At 56.6% G+C, this 3,212-nt stretch carries 1 rRNA gene; it reads right to left on the bottom strand.

From position 1 onward, the window contains the following. Positions 1-33 precede the first annotated feature (33 nt). Positions 34-3,158, bottom strand: a 23S ribosomal RNA gene (locus GKQ77_RS30615). Positions 3,159-3,212: the final 54 nt, after the last annotated feature.

The following is a 3,212-nucleotide window of genomic DNA, read 5'->3' as shown; positions in this document are numbered from 1 at the left end:
GTTTCAGAACCAACACAGTGGACGCGAGCAACTGAGGACAAGCCCTCGGCCTATTAGTACCAGTCACCTCCACCCGTTACCGGGCTTCCAGATCTGGCCTATCAACCCAGTCGTCTACTGGGAGCCTTAACCCCTCAAAGGGGGTGGGAATACTCATCTCGAAGCAGGCTTCCCGCTTAGATGCTTTCAGCGGTTATCCTTTCCGAACGTAGCCAACCAGCCATGCCCTTGGCAGGACAACTGGCACACCAGAGGTTCGTCCGTCCCGGTCCTCTCGTACTAGGGACAGCCCTTCTCAATATTCCTACGCGCACAGAGGATAGGGACCGAACTGTCTCACGACGTTCTAAACCCAGCTCGCGTACCGCTTTAATGGGCGAACAGCCCAACCCTTGGGACCGACTCCAGCCCCAGGATGCGACGAGCCGACATCGAGGTGCCAAACCATCCCGTCGATATGGACTCTTGGGGAAGATCAGCCTGTTATCCCCGGGGTACCTTTTATCCGTTGAGCGACGGCGCTTCCACAAGCCACCGCCGGGTCACTAGTCCCGACTTTCGTCCCTGCTCGACCCGTCGGTCTCACAGTCAAGCTCCCTTGTGCACTTACACTCAACACCTGATTACCAACCAGGCTGAGGGAACCTTTGGGCGCCTCCGTTACTCTTTGGGAGGCAACCGCCCCAGTTAAACTACCCATCAGACACTGTCCCTGATCCGGATCACGGACCGAGGTTAGACATCCAGCACGACCAGAGTGGTATTTCAACGGCGACTCCACGAACACTGGCGTGCCCGCTTCAAAGTCTCCCACCTATCCTACACAAGCCGAACCGAACACCAATATCAAACTATAGTAAAGGTCCCGGGGTCTTTCCGTCCTTCTGCGCGAAACGAGCATCTTTACTCGTAGTGCAATTTCACCGGGCCTATGGTTGAGACAGTCGAGAAGTCGTTACGCCATTCGTGCAGGTCGGAACTTACCCGACAAGGAATTTCGCTACCTTAGGATGGTTATAGTTACCACCGCCGTTTACTGGCGCTTAAGTTCTCAGCTTCGCACACCCGAAAGTGCACTAACCGGTCCCCTTAACGTTCCAGCACCGGGCAGGCGTCAGTCCGTATACATCGCCTTACGGCTTCGCACGGACCTGTGTTTTTAGTAAACAGTCGCTTCTCGCTGGTCTCTGCGGCCACCCCCAGCTCACCGTGTAAAACGGATCACCGGTGATGGCCCCCCTTCTCCCGAAGTTACGGGGGCATTTTGCCGAGTTCCTTAACCATAGTTCACCCGAACGCCTCGGTATTCTCTACCTGACCACCTGAGTCGGTTTAGGGTACGGGCCGCCATGAAACTCGCTAGAGGCTTTTCTCGACAGCATAGGATCATCCACTTCACCACAATCGGCTCGGCATCAGGTCTCAGCCTTAATGTGCGACGGATTTACCTATCACACGGCCTACACCCTTACCCCGGGACAACCACCGCCCGGGCTGGACTACCTTCCTGCGTCACCCCATCACTCACCTACTACAAGTCTGGTTCGTCGGCTCCACCACTCCCCTTTGCCCGAAGGCTCCAGGGCGGCTTCACGGACTTAGCATCGCCTGATTCAATGTTTGACGCTTCACAGCGGGTACCGGAATATCAACCGGTTATCCATCGACTACGCCTGTCGGCCTCGCCTTAGGTCCCGACTTACCCTGGGCAGATCAGCTTGACCCAGGAACCCTTAGTCAATCGGCGCACACGTTTCTCACGTATGTATCGCTACTCATGCCTGCATTCTCACTCGTGAACCGTCCACCACTGCCTTCCGGCGCAGCTTCACCCGGCACACGACGCTCCCCTACCCATCCACACAGGCGTTGGCCCTATATGTGTGAATGACACGACTTCGGCGGTACGCTTGAGCCCCGCTACATTGTCGGCGCGGAATCACTAGACCAGTGAGCTATTACGCACTCTTTCAAGGGTGGCTGCTTCTAAGCCAACCTCCTGGTTGTCTGTGCGACTCCACATCCTTTCCCACTTAGCGTACGCTTAGGGGCCTTAGTCGATGCTCTGGGCTGTTTCCCTCTCGACCATGGAGCTTATCCCCCACAGTCTCACTGCCGTGCTCTCACTTACCGGCATTCGGAGTTTGGCTAAGGTCAGTAACCCGGTAGGGCCCATCGCCTATCCAGTGCTCTACCTCCGGCAAGAAACACACGACGCTGCACCTAAATGCATTTCGGGGAGAACCAGCTATCACGGAGTTTGATTGGCCTTTCACCCCTAACCACAGGTCATCCCCCAGGTTTTCAACCCTGGTGGGTTCGGTCCTCCACGACCTCTTACAGCCGCTTCAACCTGCCCATGGCTAGATCACTCCGCTTCGGGTCTTGAGCGCGCTACTAAATCGCCCTATTCGGACTCGCTTTCGCTACGGCTTCCCCACACGGGTTAACCTCGCAACACACCGCAAACTCGCAGGCTCATTCTTCAAAAGGCACGCAGTCACGACGCACCAAGCAAGCTTGATGCGCGACGCTCCCACGGCTTGTAGGCACACGGTTTCAGGTACTATTTCACTCCGCTCCCGCGGTACTTTTCACCATTCCCTCACGGTACTATCCGCTATCGGTCACCAGGGAATATTTAGGCTTAACGGGTGGTCCCGCCAGATTCACACGGGATTTCTCGGGCCCCGTGCTACTTGGGTGTCTCTCAAACGAGCCGCTGATGTTTCGACTACGGGGGTCTTACCCTCTACGCCGGACCTTTCGCATGTCCTTCGCCTACATCAACGGTTTCTGACTCGTCTCACAGCCGGCAGACTGTGAAAGAGAGATCCCACAACCCCGCATACGCAACCCCTGCCGGGTCTCACACGTATACGGTTTGGCCTCATCCGGTTTCGCTCGCCACTACTCCCGGAATCACGGTTGTTTTCTCTTCCTGCGGGTACTGAGATGTTTCACTTCCCCGCGTTCCCTCCACACTGCCTATGTGTTCAGCAGCGGGTGACAGCCCATGACGACTGCCGGGTTTCCCCATTCGGAAACCCCCGGATCAAAGCCTGGTTGACGACTCCCCGGGGACTATCGTGGCCTCCCACGTCCTTCATCGGTTCCTGGTGCCAAGGCATCCACCGTGCGCCCTTAAAAACTTGGCCACAGATGCTCGCGTCCACTGTGCAGTTCTCAAACAACGACCAACCACCCATCAC

Source organism: Streptomyces anatolicus (genome assembly GCF_019400875.1).
Taxonomy (GTDB): Bacteria; Actinomycetota; Actinomycetes; order Streptomycetales; family Streptomycetaceae; genus Streptomyces; species Streptomyces anatolicus.
Note: the sequence above shows the minus strand (reverse complement) of the source record. Positions and strands in the feature narration are given on the sequence as shown.